12 protein-coding genes are annotated in these 13,947 nt (G+C 31.3%); 3 read left to right on the top strand and 9 right to left on the bottom strand.

Translation table 11 applies throughout. The features are described 5' to 3' along the window. Position 1: 1 nt before the first annotated feature. Positions 2 to 241 carry a GlsB/YeaQ/YmgE family stress response membrane protein gene (locus GYM73_RS05885; RefSeq protein WP_220233264.1) on the top strand — a complete coding sequence of 80 codons (240 nt, stop codon included), beginning with the start codon at positions 2 to 4 and terminating at the stop codon, positions 239 to 241. Positions 242 to 288: 47 nt separating this feature from the next. Here GYM73_RS05885 and GYM73_RS05880 read toward each other — a convergent pair whose 3' ends face one another. The 7 genes from GYM73_RS05880 to GYM73_RS05850 all read right to left on the bottom strand — a co-directional run bounded on the left by GYM73_RS05880 (position 289) and on the right by GYM73_RS05850 (position 8,840). Next, complete coding sequence (locus GYM73_RS05880) at positions 289 to 891, bottom strand: superoxide dismutase (RefSeq protein ID WP_160543189.1); 603 nt, start codon at positions 889 to 891, stop codon at positions 289 to 291. Positions 892 to 1,059: 168 nt separating this feature from the next. After that, the gene (locus GYM73_RS05875; RefSeq protein ID WP_220233263.1) at positions 1,060 to 3,657 is read right to left on the bottom strand and encodes a DNA gyrase/topoisomerase IV subunit A; all 2,598 of its coding nucleotides are present in this window, start codon (positions 3,655 to 3,657) and stop codon (positions 1,060 to 1,062) included. A 39-nt stretch (positions 3,658 to 3,696) separates the two neighbouring features. Next, complete coding sequence (locus GYM73_RS05870; RefSeq protein WP_160543187.1) at positions 3,697 to 4,182, bottom strand: hypothetical protein; 486 nt, start codon at positions 4,180 to 4,182, stop codon at positions 3,697 to 3,699. A 49-nt stretch (positions 4,183 to 4,231) separates the two neighbouring features. Further along, positions 4,232 to 6,070, bottom strand: a complete 1,839-nt coding sequence (locus tag GYM73_RS05865; RefSeq protein WP_220233262.1) for a DNA topoisomerase IV subunit B — start codon at positions 6,068 to 6,070, stop codon at positions 4,232 to 4,234. Between the two features lie 130 nt (positions 6,071 to 6,200). Then, the gene (locus GYM73_RS05860) at positions 6,201 to 6,893 is read right to left on the bottom strand and encodes a hypothetical protein (protein WP_160543185.1); all 693 of its coding nucleotides are present in this window, start codon (positions 6,891 to 6,893) and stop codon (positions 6,201 to 6,203) included. Next, positions 6,883 to 7,383: an RNA polymerase sigma factor gene (locus GYM73_RS05855; protein WP_105297843.1), complete on the bottom strand. Its 501-nt coding sequence runs from the start codon at positions 7,381 to 7,383 to the stop codon at positions 6,883 to 6,885. Before GYM73_RS05855 ends, GYM73_RS05860 begins: the two co-directional genes overlap by 11 nt. A 68-nt stretch (positions 7,384 to 7,451) precedes the next feature. Then, positions 7,452 to 8,840: an FAD-binding oxidoreductase gene (locus GYM73_RS05850; RefSeq protein ID WP_220233261.1), complete on the bottom strand. Its 1,389-nt coding sequence runs from the start codon at positions 8,838 to 8,840 to the stop codon at positions 7,452 to 7,454. A 93-nt stretch (positions 8,841 to 8,933) separates the two neighbouring features. Here GYM73_RS05850 and GYM73_RS05845 point away from each other — a divergent pair, with 93 nt between their 5' ends. Together GYM73_RS05845 and GYM73_RS05840 are read left to right on the top strand one after the other, a co-directional pair. After that, complete coding sequence (locus tag GYM73_RS05845) at positions 8,934 to 9,923, top strand: iron ABC transporter permease (RefSeq protein WP_220233260.1); 990 nt, start codon at positions 8,934 to 8,936, stop codon at positions 9,921 to 9,923. Between the two features lie 4 nt (positions 9,924 to 9,927). Then, entirely contained in the window at positions 9,928 to 10,920 is a 993-nt protein-coding gene (locus GYM73_RS05840) for an ABC transporter ATP-binding protein (RefSeq protein ID WP_220233259.1), read from the top strand. A 9-nt stretch (positions 10,921 to 10,929) separates the two neighbouring features. On the opposite strand, the gene GYM73_RS05835 is transcribed toward GYM73_RS05840, so the two are convergent. After that, on the bottom strand, positions 10,930 to 12,465 hold the full coding sequence (locus tag GYM73_RS05835; RefSeq protein ID WP_220233258.1) for an anaerobic C4-dicarboxylate transporter: 1,536 nt from the start codon (positions 12,463 to 12,465) through the stop codon (positions 10,930 to 10,932). A gap of 179 nt (positions 12,466 to 12,644) precedes the next feature. Next, positions 12,645 to 13,820, bottom strand: a complete 1,176-nt coding sequence (locus tag GYM73_RS05830; RefSeq protein WP_220233257.1) for a MalY/PatB family protein — start codon at positions 13,818 to 13,820, stop codon at positions 12,645 to 12,647. Positions 13,821 to 13,947 lie beyond the last annotated feature (127 nt).

Below are 13,947 nucleotides of genomic sequence, written 5' to 3'. Positions count from 1 at the left end.
AATGTGGACATTACTTATAGGGATTTCATCCGGTTTTTTAGCAGGGACTTTAATTAAAGGTCGAGGTTTTGGATGTTTTGGAAATTTAATGATTGGTATTTTAGGTAGTTTTTTAGGAAATTGGCTATTTAAACATCTTCAAATACCGGTTAATGAAAATGATAAAACTCTCCTGTTGGCTATGTCCACTCTTGGCGCTATTTTCCTTTTAGCATTGGTGTCAATCTTCACTAAAAGATAAAAAGCCATCTAATTTAGACGGCTTTTTATTAAATCTTTATACTTGATTTATTTACTTGATTCAAATAATTCAGAAACTTTATCCCAGTTTACCACGTTAAAGAAAGCACTGATGTAGTCTGCTCTCCTGTTTTGATAGTTAAGATAGTAAGCATGTTCCCAAACATCTAACCCTAGAATAGGAGTTCCTGATGCACCTACTCCCGGCATTAAAGGATTGTCTTGATTTGCCGTTGAGCCAATGCTTAATTTTCCATTATTGGATAACAACCAAGCCCATCCGGATCCGAATCTGCCGGCTGCTGCTTTTGAAAATTCCTCTTTGAAAGCATCAAAAGATCCAAAAGATTCGTTGATTGCTGCAGCTAAATTTCCTTCCGGTTTACCTTTACCATTAGGGGTTAACCATTCCCAAAATAAACAATGGTTCAAATAACCACCGCCATTATTTCTTATAGGGGTTTTATCAAAACCTTTAATTATAATTTGTTCTATAGGTAAATTTTCAAGTTCTGTACCGGCGATTGCATTATTTAAATTTGTAGTATAAGTACCATGATGTTTCGTATAATGGATTTCCATGGTTTTTGCATCGATATAAGGCTCTAGCGCATTGTATGCATACGGTAATTTTGGTAATTCAAATGCCATATTCTTTTTTTTAATTAAAAATTAAACTTAACTTAAATTTATTAAACAAATCTAGTGAATTTAAGAGTAAGTATGCGGTAAAGGCATTAAATTATTTAATAATGATATTTGAAATTAATATGTAAACAAATATTTATTGTTTTTTTGAAATAAAAAATATTCAGATTATTAGAAAAGATTTATCTGTTCACCATCTGTACCGGAGTTTCCATCTTGAGAATCTTTAGGTTCAGTTGGGGCGTCTTCAGTTTCAGCATTGGCATTTGCTTCATTTTCCTGTTCGGAAGGTTCTTCTGTAATGGTTATCTTTTTTATTTTTTCTTTAGAAATTTGATTTCCTTGTGCCTTAATTCCTTTAATAGCTATAAAGTCTTCTAAATTAATAGTTTCCGGACTCTTATCTTTTCCAAAGTTGATTTCAGCAATTAATTTCCATCCGGTTCCAACCCATTCTATAAAAGATCTTGGATTTTCTGAGATAAAAAATACTTGCGGATTCAAGGTATCATCTAATAAGAAGCGTTTAATATAATAAATGGATTTATCTCCGTCGTAATATATACAACATACCGGTTTTTCCGGATTCCATTTTTCAAGCACTAAAAATTCATTATCAAAATGATTCAAAAGATCAAAAGTATGAAGTTTAGCAATACCGGTAGAAGAGAGGGTAACAATTTTATCGGCTCCTTTAAAAGCGCCTAAATATTTACCGCGGCCTTCAACGTTTAAGCGTTGTACTGATTCATCAAACCATATTTTTCTAGGGGCTAAAGTAGAAATACCTGATTCTTTTAATTCAATTTTCTTTATATAATTTTTTGATACTAAATTTCCTTTAGAGCTTCTTCCCTTAATGGCTAATTCTGAAAAATCAATGTCAAACTTTAATTTTTTTAACCTTTGGCTGGGTTTAAGGAAAATGGTAACTGATTCCGCTTCACCATTAGGATTCGCAGTAAAATATTGGACTTCTGAACCTTTAGCGGTAGAGGCTAAATTGTATTCTTTATCTCTAGTTATGGAGGTAACCGGAAATCTTTTCATATACCAAGGACCTAGTTTACCTTCACGATAGATCATGTTGTAAATAGTACGGGTATCATTTTTCTTCCAAATTCCAACATGGATGATGTTTTTTCCTACAAAAGTTTTAGCATCTGCTTTAGTAACCAGCATTACCCCGTCTTTTCTAAACACAATTATATCATCTATATCCGAACAGTCAAAAAGGTATTCATCCTTTTTAAGGGAATATCCAATAAATCCTTCTTCACGATTGACATAGAATTTAATATTTGCAACTGCAACTTTTGCTGCGTCGATTGTATCAAAAGTTCGAATTTCGGTTTTTCGTTCTTTATTTTTTCCGTATTTTTTCTTTATATTGGTAAAGTATTCAATTGCATATTGGATTAAATGATCCAAATGGTGTTTTACTTCTTTTATTTTTCCATCTAATGCTGCAATATTTTCCTCTGCTTTATCCAGGTCGAATCGGGTAATTCTTTTAATGCGTATTTCAGTTAACTTATTAATATCGTCTTCGGAAACTTCTCTAATCAAATGGCCGGTAAAAGGTTTTAATCCAGCATCAATAGTAGAGATCACATCTTCCCACTTAACAAGTTCTTCGATTTGATGGTAGATTCTGTTTTCGATAAATATTTTTTCTAACGAAGCAAAATGCCATTGTTCCTGCAATTCGCCGAGTTCAATCTCTAATTCTTGTTTAAGAAGATTTACAGTATGGTTGGTATTTCTTCTTAATATTTCAGAAACACTTAAAAATTCAGGTTTGTCTACATTGATGACACATGCATTCGGAGAAATTGAAATTTCGCAATCTGTGAATGCATATAAAGCATCAATCATCTTGTCCGGAGAGACATCGTTAGGTAAGTGTATTAAAATTTCAACTTCTGAAGCGGTATTATCTTCAACTTTTTTTATTTTAATTTTTCCCTTCTCATTGGCTTTAAGGATACTGTCTATAAGAGATCCTGTATTAGTTCCATACGGAATTTCATTTATTAAAAGAAGTCCTTTTTCCGGATTTGAAATTCTGGCTCGAGCTCTTATTTTTCCTCCGCGTTCTCCGTCATTATAATTCGCAACGTCAATTAAACCTCCTGTTTGGAAATCAGGATATAAGGTAAATGGTTTTCCTTTTAAAATCGCAATAGAAGCATCGATTAATTCTAAAAAATTATGTGGTAAAATCTTAGTTGATAATCCCACGGCAATACCTTCCACTCCTTGAGATAAAAGTAAGGGAAATTTTATAGGAAGGTTTTCAGGCTCTTTATTCCGTCCATCATAAGATGGTTTCCAAACCGTAGTTTTAGGATTAAAGACAACTTCTAAAGCAAAAGGAGTTAATCTGGATTCAATATAACGGGCAGCAGCTGCTCCGTCTCCTGTATATATATTACCCCAGTTTCCTTGGGTATCAATTAATAGTTCTTTTTGTCCTATTTGAACGATAGCATCAGTAATAGCAGCGTCTCCATGTGGATGATATTTCATGGTATTACCCACCACATTGGCAACCTTGTTATACCGGCCATCTTCCAATTCCCTCATTGAGTGAAGGATTCTTTTTTGAACCGGTTTTAAACCGTCGAAGATGGATGGAATAGCCCTTTCAAGAATGACATAAGAAGCATAATCTAAAAACCAATTCTGGTACATACCAGATATTTTTTGAATAGTTTCAGTGTTTTGATTATTTTTATTTACGTTTTCTTGATTGTCTTCGTTCATTATTAGTTTAAAAGTGTTTTTTTATGCTTGTGTAAAATTTTATTGATATATTTCCTTTTTATTTTCGCTAATTACTTTATTAAGAGAAATTCGTATATCTCTAATCTGTCGGGAATCTAGATAAGATATATCAAAATTCACTTTAGATTGTCCCGAACTTACTCGTTTGCTTGATATGTAAATTTCTAAAACTTTTTTGAATAAAGGTTTATTTTTAATTACAAATTTAATAAGTTTTCTTTTAGGAAAGTCAGATAATGATTCTTTAACCATAAAAGCAATCGGAAGAGATTTTTCATTTTGAAATATTAATGTTTCTCCGTCACTGTCATACCTAAAGAAAGGACAACCTAAATAGGCCAAATAAACAAGTACTAACAGACTCATTAATAAAACAAATTCATCTCCTCTGCCAAATGCAGGTACATTTAAGTAGATAAATACAAAGCTGGTAAAAAAAATGATCAATATTACAATGTTAATAATTGCAATTTTACTTTTAGTTTTTGGATTTTGAAATTTCATAAAATAGTAGCTTTTAAGTCATTATTCATATTTAATTTTGTTTATATCACTAAAAGGTATCTATTACTAAATTATTAATTATAAATTCTTGCCTGGTTTGTGTATTTTTTCCCATGTAAAAGTCCAATAGTTCTTCAATAGAAGTATTTTTACTTAACATTACGGGTTCTAATTTTATATCTTTACCGATAAAATTTTTAAATTCGTCAGGAGATATTTCTCCCAACCCTTTAAAACGAGTTATTTCGGGATTTTTTCCTAATTCTTGAATTGCTTTAATTCGCTCTTCATCAGTATAACAATACCGTGTTTCTTTTTTATTTCTAACCCTGAATAAAGGAGTTTGGAGAATATATAAATGTCCGTTCTTTATTAAATCAGGGAAAAATTGTAAGAAAAAAGTTATCATAAGCAAACGGATGTGCATTCCGTCAACGTCGGCATCAGTTGCGATAACTACATTATTATAACGTAAATCTTCTAAGCTTATTTCAATATTTAAAGCAGATTGAAGTAAATTAAATTCTTCGTTCTCATAAACTATTTTTTTGGTTAATCCATAGCTGTTCAATGGTTTTCCACGAAGGCTGAATACCGCTTGGGTTTCCACGTCTCTACTTTTAGTTATGGATCCGGAGGCTGAATCACCTTCCGTAATAAATATAGTAGATTCTAATTTTCTTTGAGACTTCTGATCATTGTAATGTTGACGACAATCTCTTAATTTTTTATTGTGTAAACTTACTTTTTTTGCTCTTTCTCTTGCCAGTTTTTGAATGCCGGAAAGTTCTTTCCTTTCTTTTTCAGATATTATAATTTTTCTTTGAAGAGCATCCGCCACCTCCGGATTTTTATGTAAAAAATTATCTAAATGTTTTTTTAGAAAATCATTCATAAAAGTTCGAATCGTGGGTAATTCGGGTCCCATTTCACTACTTCCCAATTTAGTTTTAGTTTGCGATTCAAAAACCGGTTCAATAATTTTAATTGAAACAGCAGCTATTATTGATTTTCTAATATCAGATGCATCGTAGTTTTTATTATAAAATTCGCGTATGGTTTTTACGAAGGCTTCTTTAAAAGCATTGAGATGTGTTCCTCCTTGTGTGGTATGTTGACCGTTTACAAAGGAAAAATAAGCTTCTGATTGAGAACGTTCGCTGTGAGTGAAAGCTACTTCAATATCTTCATCTTTTAAATGGATGATAGGATAAATAGTTTCTCCTTCAATATTATCTTGAAGTAAGTCTTGCAAACCATTTTCAGAATAGTATTCTTCTCCATTAAAGAAAATTTTCAGTCCGGGATTAAGATAGACATAGTTTTTAAGCATTTTGTCTATATATTCTTTCCTAAACTTGAAGTTACCGAATATGGATGAATCAGGTTCAAAAGAAATTTCGGTACCTTTTCTTTCTTTGGATTCTGTTTCAGGGCTTTCGTATGTCAGTACACCTTTTGAAAATTCAGCATATCGTGAAACTCCATCACGTACGGATTTAACCTTAAAGTAGGAGGATAATGCATTTACGGCTTTTGTACCCACTCCATTCAATCCTACGGATTTTTTAAAGGCTCTGGAATCATATTTTCCTCCCGTATTCATTTTAGAAACGGCATCAACCATTTTTCCTAAAGGAATACCTCTTCCGTAATCTCGTATTTTTATTATGGTATTATCAAGGGAAAGATCAATTTTTTTTCCTGCTCCCATAACATATTCATCGATGGAATTATCGATTATTTCTTTTAAGAGAATATAGATACCATCATCCGGGGAAGATCCGTCACCTAATTTTCCAATATACATTCCCGGACGGATACGAATATGCTCCTGCCATTCGAGAGTTTTTATATTATCCTCGGTATATTGAGTACTTTGATTCATCTTCTTCCAACTAAATATGTGCAAAAATACGATTTTTCATTTATAAAAAAAATCATACACAAATTGTATATTGTATATGATTTTGTAATAGGGTAGACCACTGGTCGACCTCTTGTATTTTTAAAATAAATTATAGATTGTCTTTTTCCAATTTTTTAATTTCGTTTAAATTTTTCTTTAATTTTTTTAGTAATATTCCATAAATTAATAAATAGTAGGCGATAATTATTAAAAATAAAATTATGCAAATGATAATAAAAACAAATATATTTTCAGGATAAGAGAAATTAAGTCTTATTTGATCAATATTTAAAATATCTGTAGAATTGAATCCTCGTCCCAATCTTTTTCCATACATAAATTCATAAAAGCCGGTTAAAATAAGTATTAATACACCCAGCAAAATATTAATACAAATGAACCAATTAACGCTTTTTCTAAATCTTAATATATTATTGATTAAATCTTTGGTTGAATACAGGAGATTGATTTTTTTATAGCATCTGTAAAAATAAAATATAAATCCAATGGAAGTTATAAGATTAAAATAGATGAGCAATCTGCTAATATGGTAGTTACGAATGTAAACTTTTAGAGCTTCCCCTCCCAAATTGGGCATAATAAGGTTCATATCCGCTGCTGTAAACAGAAGAGAGGTCATTAAAATTATAAATTCAATAACACTTATGATTACAATGTATTTTACATTATTACGTGATTTTTTATTAAGCATCAATATTAATTCTGCCTGAGAATATTGATTGGTCTCACTTTGCTTTTGCCAAGATTTTTTTAGACTGTCTATATCCAATTCATTCTTCATTTTTGTTCATTATTTCTTTTAATTTGGTTTTCACACGATTCATCTTTACCCGAGCATTAACTTCTGTAATACCCAAAGTCTCGGAAATTTCTCTGTAAGATAAATCTTCTAAATATAGCAACACTAAAGCTCGTTCTATTTCAGAAAGTTTTTTGATAGCCTCATAAAGCTTGTTGATTTGTTCTTGCTTTTCACTAAAATCATCATTTTCAGATATTTTATATAAGGTGTTATCAATTTCTTGGGTATTGATGGTTTTAGTTGATTTTCTAAAAAGAGTGATAGCCGTGTTTAGTGCAACTCTATACATCCAAGTAGTGAATTTAGAATTTCCTTGAAAACTTTTATAGGATTTCCAAAGTTGTAATAGAATTTCTTGAAATAAATCTTGAGAATCTTCTTCATTGTTTGTATAAATTCGGCAAACTTTATGAATGATTCCCTGATTTTTTTCAATTAATTTCGAAAATTCTAATTCGATTTTTTTCACAGGTTTAGTTATTAAATTATAAGTAATTACATTAAAAATTTTGTTACATAAATAGAATTTGGATTATTTTAATCGGGGATTAATTTTCCAGGATTCATAATATTTTTAGGGTCAAGGGCTTTTTTTATGTTTTTTTGGATTTGCAAATTAGCCTTTGAAAAAACTATAGGCAAGAATGTTTTTTGAAGCAATCCTATGCCATGTTCTCCTGAAATTGTTCCACCAAGAGAATGGATATACTCAAATAATTCAAAAAGCATAGCGTGGATAACCGGATTATTATACGAATTTTTATATTTCGGATGATTGAATCGAATGTGTAGATTTCCATCTCCTGCGTGACCGTAACAAACTACTTTACATTCATTTTTTTCAGCTAATTGATGAGCAAATTTTATCAAATTAGGTAATTCAGCTCTTGGTACAACCGTATCTTCTTCAATAGTATACCCGTTTGATTTTACAATTTCAGCAACTTTTCTTCTTAATTCCCATAAACGGTTTTTATCTGTTTCATTGTCAGCAAAGTAAATTTCTTCTGTCGGAAACGATTCAACAACCGATATGGTTTGTTCAAGTAATGGTAATAGCTCTTCTTGAGAATTTCCGTCAAAATTTATTAATAGATGAGCTTGTACATTTTCCTGTAAAATAATAGAGTTTTCATCTAAATGCAATAAGGTTTGTTCCAAAGCATTTCTTTCCATAAGTTCAAGTGAACAGGGTAGTAAACCGCTTTTAAAAATTTCCGTTACAGCCTTTGCCGAATCCTCTAAATTGTGGAAAGGAATAAGCAAAGTTATATCAGTTTTGGGTTTTGTAAGAACTTTTAAAACGGCTTTGGTAACTATACCTAATGTACCTTCACTACCAATAAACAATTGGGTTAAATTATACCCTGTTGAATTTTTAAGCGTATTAGCACCTGTCCATATAATTTCTCCATTGGGGAGTACTACTTCTAAATTCAATACAGAAGCAGAAGTGACTCCGTATTTCACCGCTCGTAATCCTCCTGCATTGGTAGCAATATTTCCTCCTATATAGGAACTGCCCCAACTCGAAGGATCGGGACCATAAAATAAACCGTGCGGTTCTAAGGCTTGTTGAAGTTGGTAATTGATAACACCAGCTTCTACAACAGCCTGATAGTTCTGAATATCGATTTTAATAATTTTATTAAGTCTTTCCATGGATAAAACAATTCCTCCATGTATAGGTAAAGCTCCTCCCATTAGTCCGGTACCCCCGGATCTAGTTGTGATAGGTATCGTCTTTTCATTGCAGAATTTAACTATTTGAGAAATTTCTTCCGAATTTTCAGGCTTAACAACCAACATAGGTTTAAAACTTAAATTTTCGGTATGATCATAAGAATAAAATTCAAGACTTTGTTCATCGTAGAAACAATGTTCAGGTCCTAATAATTCAACAAAAAAATCAATATATTCAGGCATAAAGTTAAAATTCAATGCAAAAATACTAATTTGATAACAGAATTTACTAGATTATTCACTACAAATGGTCGAGTAGTTTTTATATTTGTATTTATGTTTTCAAAAAGATTTATACTTCTTATAATTTTACTTTTACTAAGTTGTATATTCTTATTTCTTATTAATTTATTGACCGGATTTGAAAATATTTCTTTATACGATCTTTTTTTTACTCAAGAAGAAACTAAAAAATTAATTATATCGTATCGATTTAACAGGACGGTAGCTTTAGTATTAGCAGGGATATCATTACCCGTTAGTGGATTTTTACTTCAAGAACTTTTTAAAAATCCTTTAGCAGAACCTTCCGTTTTAGGAATTACATCTGCTTCAGCTTTAGCTGTAGCATTGCTTATTTTTTTAGGTGGAGGACTTTTCTTTCTTCAATATCAATGGCTAGAAGGTTGGTTACTTATCATAAGTGCTTTTACGGGTGCCTTGCTTACTTCACTCCTGTTATTGTTTATATCCAAAGAAATTAAGAATATTTCCACATTTATTATTATTGGTTTTCTTTTATCCTCTTTTTGTGGGTCATTAATCAGTACTTTACAATTTTACTCACAGTCTGAATCTCTCAAACAATACGTATATTGGTCTTTTGGTTCATTTGAAGGATTATCCGGAAATCAAATTTCAGTTTATACAATTTGCACGATACTGGGACTACTTCCGGCTTTTATGTCGGTAAAAAAATTAATAGGTTATCTCATGGGAGAAGAGTATGCAAAGGTTTTAGGAGTGAATATGGCGAAGCTTAAAATTAATATTCTGATAGCCGTCTGCTTACTCACGGGAAGTACAACCGCTATGCTTGGACCGATTGTATTTGTAGGTATTATTATTCCGCATTTTTGCAGACAAATTTGGAATCCTGCCGCACTTTGGGCTCAAGTTAATTTAAATATTTTAATAGGCAGCGGATTTATGTTATTGGTAAGCCTTATTATGAGCTATACGCAATTGCCTGTAAATATACTTTCCTCTTTGATTGGTGTACCAACAATATTATTTATAATTTTAAAAGACAGATTTAAAAATTAATCCTTTGGAAACAAACAGTAATTCTATACTTGAATTTCATAATCTATCCATAGGTTATCAATCGCCAATTCTCTCAGGGATAAATGCTACCGTGAAAAAAGGAGAAATTATACTTTTGACTGGAAAAAACGGAAGTGGAAAGACAACATTATTAAAAACCATTTATGGAGAACTCCCTTTGCTTGAGGGATCAATAAAAATTGTGGGTAAAAATATTTCTGAAATCTCACCCCTAGAAACAGGAAAATATCTTGCGGTAGTTCTTTCTCAAAACCCTGTTAGCTCCTCTCTACGGGTTTTTGATTTAGTGGCTTTAGGTAGATATCCTTATAAAAAATGGTATCAGAGTCTTACAAAAAAAGAGATTGAAGCTATTGACGATATACTGCACCTGTTGAATCTTAGCCAATATAGAGAATATAATATAACTAAACTTTCGGATGGTAATCTTCAAAAGGTGATGATTGCCAGAGCTTTAGTTCAAAATTGTCCAATATTAATTTTAGATGAACCTACCTCACATTTAGATATAGCTAATAAATTAGAAATCATGAATGTAATTAAAATGTATGCCCACGATCAGGGTAAATCTATTTTATTCACTTCTCATGATTTATCCTTAGGCCTTGCTATAGCAGACCGATTATGGTTTATAAAAGATGATTTGTTACATACAGGTTTTACAGAAGATGTTGCTAACAGATACAACTTATATGATTATTTTGTAAACGATACCATAAGTTTTGATTATCAAGCTAATGAATATAATTTTTTCAAATCTGATAATTCTAAAACGGTACGAGTAGATTCCAATTCACAATCTGCATACTGGTTAAAAAAAGCTTTGGTAAAAAATAATTTTGTTATTTCTGATCAAGCATCCATCCAAATTTTAGAAAAAGATTCCGTATTTTATCTTCTTTATAAGAATCAAAATGAATACAGTTTTATATCCATTGAAACACTTATCAATTTCTTGAGATTAAAAAATAGTTAATCAGTTAATTTAATTAACTACGTAATAGGATAAAAATAGAGCAATGGCTGTAGCTGAAATTACACCGATTAAACCCGGTATCATAAAACTGTGATTGAGAATATATTTTCCGATATGGGTTGTTCCTGTTCTATCAAAATTTATGGTCGCTAAATCTGATGGATAAAAAGCAAAAAAGAAGTAAGCATACGATGCAGGAATACACCCAATTAAAATGGATACAGGTATATGTAGCATAAATCCAATGGGCATCATAACCAATATTGTGGCTGCTTGACTTTTTAAAAACATAGACACACAGAACATGGCTATGGCAAATGTCCAGGGACGTTCTTTCACCATATCACTTATTAAAGACAATAAGTAGGATTCATTATTTTTTATTACGGTTTCACTCATCCAAGCTATACCAAAAATCATAATTACAGCAATCATTCCCGCATTAAAAACCTTAGTATCCGATATAGATTTAGCTTTAACTCCGGTTATTAAGACTATAATAGCACCAACTCCTAACATGATAAATTGCAATACGCTGGTCATTGGAATAGTTTTGCCGTTATTTTTTGGTAAAATTGAATCCGGGAATAAAGCAATTAAGATAATAAATAGGATACCAATAAAGAATAAGCTTAATGATATTTTAGCATCTTTTGAAGGTTTAGTACTTTCAGATCTTTCTAAATCGCCTACTATATAGGCTTTCATATCAGGATCTTCCATTTTCTTTAAAAATGCAGGATCTTTATCGAGATCTTTTCCTCTGTTTAAACTCCAAGTTGCAGCTAACATCACTCCTAAAAAACAAGAAGGTGCGGTAACTAATAAAATGTCAATTAAATTTATGGTAACTCCGGCTTTATAGGCTACACCGATCATAGCAGCTGTTGCTGCTGCTATAGGACTGGCTGTAATTCCCATTTGACTGGCTATGGAAGCTACCGCCATAGGTCGTTCGGGTCTAATTTTTTGTTTAAAAGATACATCGTAAATAACCGGTAATAATGGATATACAGCATGACCGGTTCCTACAAGCATGGTTAAAAAGAAAGTGGATAAAGGAGCTAAATAGACAATATATTTTGGATTTTTACGTAAAATTCTTTCCGCAAAACTCACCAACATACCGAGTGCACCGGTGGCCTCTAAGGTTGAAGAAGCAGTAACTACGGCAAGTATTATAAGCATTACATCAATGGGAGGTAATCCGGGAGAATCCCTGAATAATAAAACTAATATGGCCACTCCAAATCCCCCTAATAAACCTAAGGAAACTCCTCCTTTTTTTATACCAAAATAAATAACGATTAATAATAACCCTAATTGTGTTATAAATTTTAAAGGGGCGTTATTTTCATTCGTTGCATTCGAATTAGAAATGGTTTCTTTTTTAGTTTCCTCTGATTTTATTTCATTAGAATTCGCAGAAGTTTTTTGATTTACCTGAGCTGTTGAGGCAATTGCAAGTAAACTTACATTCTGGGATTTAATAAATATTGGCGTGAATAAGATGAAAGTTAACAATATAATATAAATGTTTTTCATATAACTCCTTTTTCAAAGATAAAACTAGATAATTTATCATTTTTTATTTATATGATTTTTAACATGTATATGTATAATAGGATCTAACATGCTGATAATGTGATCGAAAAGTAAAAAGTTAACTACTAATTTATTTTAATTATAAATAAGTTAATGATTAGTTAAAATAATAAACCTAATTATAATTGACTGACAGCATCTGATAATTGTTTTAAAGCAACATCAAGTACAGATCGAGGACATCCGACGTTCATCCTCATAAATCCTGTACCTTCCTTACCAAACATAGCTCCATCATTTAATGCTAAACGAGCTTTCTCTATAAAAAACGAATTCAATTCTTTTTGAGATAATTTTAATTCTCTGCAATCCAGCCATATCAAAAATGATGCTTCCGGTATGATTACTTTGATTTTTGAACAGTTTGATTTTAGGAATTGGTCAACATATTTAGTATTTTCTTCGATATACTTTTTTAATTGATTCATCCATTCTTCTCCTTTTTCATACGCAATTTGTATGGCCAGATAGGCAAATATACTTCCTTGATTCAATTCATTGCTAACCAAATATTTATGATAACGCTCTCTTAAATTTTTGTTTTTAATAATGGAGTAGGAGGTAACCAAACCGGCTATATTGAACGTTTTGGAAGGTGCACTAAGGGTAATGCTGTTTAGTTCTGCTTCTTCTGAAACTGTTGCAAAAGGAACATGTTTATTTCCAAATAATACCAGGTCAGAGTGTATTTCATCCGAGATAACCAAAACCTTATTTTTATAGCAAATTTCAGCAAGTTTTTTCAACTCATCTCGACTCCAAACTCTGCCTCCGGGATTGTGGGGATTCGAGAGTAATAAAATTTTACATTTAGTAGTCATTAATTTTTCCAATCCCTCAAAATCCATTCTGTATTGATCTCCTATTAAAAGTAAAGGGTTGGTTACCACTTCTCTGTCATGTAATTGGGTTATAGTGCGAAAAGGATGATAAACGGGCGGTTGAATTATAATTTGGTCTCCTTTTTCTGAAAAGACATCTATAGCAAAAGCAATTCCTTTGACTACTCCGGGTAAATAACTAATCTCTTCTTTGCTTACTTTCCATTGATGTTGTTTCCATTGCCAATTACAGATTGATTGATAGTATTCATTGGAAACATAAGGATATCCAAAAATTCCGTTCTTTGACCTTTCAACCATAGCATCAACAAGTTCCTTTGGAGATTGAAAATCCATATCTGCAACCCAAAGAGGGATAAGATCATCTCTTCCAAATCTTTCTTTAAGTACTCCAAATTTAAGTGAATCTGTATTTTTTCTATCTATGATTTGATCAAAATTATAATTGCCCATTTCCGAATAATATTTACACAAAAATATGAGTTTTATTTAAATGAAGAAGGTGATTTTTTATATAAAATTTTATATTACTGTTTTGTTATTCAGAACAATAAAATAGTTTTATATAATTTTTAGCTTA

It is taken from the genome of Apibacter sp. ESL0432, from assembly GCF_019469225.1.
Lineage (GTDB): Bacteria > Bacteroidota > Bacteroidia > Flavobacteriales > Weeksellaceae > Apibacter.
Note: the sequence above shows the minus strand (reverse complement) of the source record. Positions and strands in the feature narration are given on the sequence as shown.